This window comes from Acinetobacter sp. YT-02 (assembly GCF_002412355.1).
Taxonomy (GTDB): Bacteria; Pseudomonadota; Gammaproteobacteria; order Pseudomonadales; family Moraxellaceae; genus Acinetobacter; species Acinetobacter towneri.
Genome location: NZ_NOZT01000068.1, coordinates 1 through 770, shown reverse-complemented (window position 1 = coordinate 770; position 770 = coordinate 1). Strand labels below are relative to the sequence as shown.

The 770-nt window shown below is 37.1% G+C and carries 1 protein-coding gene; it reads right to left on the bottom strand.

Annotated features, from left to right (window positions below; all coding sequences use genetic code 11):
* Positions 1–728: hypothetical protein (locus CF596_RS13505; protein ID WP_143228699.1), on the bottom strand; the 728-nt coding region annotated here is incomplete at its 3' end.
* Between the last annotated feature and the right edge of the window lie 42 nt (positions 729–770).

Sequence of the window (770 nt, the reverse complement as noted above, 5' to 3'; positions counted from 1 at the left end):
CGGACATAGCTTAGATTTAACTTTCGTCCACCTGCACCTAAAAAACTACGGTTCATTTTTGACTGAAAATAAGCCGTGAACATGCTATATAACTTACCGATCTGCACACGTACACCACGGTAGCCAATATAGCCCTCAAGGCTTAAAAGGTACTTTTCAAAATGTTCTTTTACATCCGTATTGGATTTATTTTTTTGAAAGCTATTTACCAAATTAACGCCACGTTGACGCACAGCCTCAAACGCTTCTTGCTTCAAACGCCATGTAAAGTTGGTCGCATGTTTGGTATTTTCACTTAAACCCATTTCTTGCAATTCTTTGATACTTTTGGCTCGTTTTGTGAGCTGTAAAAAAGTATATTCACCCACGGTTAAGGATATCTTTCCGAAGGTTTCAGCACCTTTGACCTGTTTAGAAATTTGATCATTTAAATAATCAAGATGATCATATTTATTCTGAATAATCACACCATCAGGCAAACGTAGAAGTAAGTCATTTACACGGCAAAGCAAAAGCAAAATCGGGGGTCTAAGTGCATATAATTTATTTTCACCTTTCGATTTATCACGTAAATAACGATAAAAATCTGCTTCGCCAAGATTTTCTTTCTGAAAGCAGCCACCGTTATAGGTAATGCAACAAAATGTGCTTTGTCCGGACAAAAATTTTCGATACTGCTGTTGTGGTGTATTCAGCAAACCATAGCGGTCATTCCACTTTTCAAGCATGGATTCTGCATTACTAAAACTGCTCGGTTTAATCAAAATTCC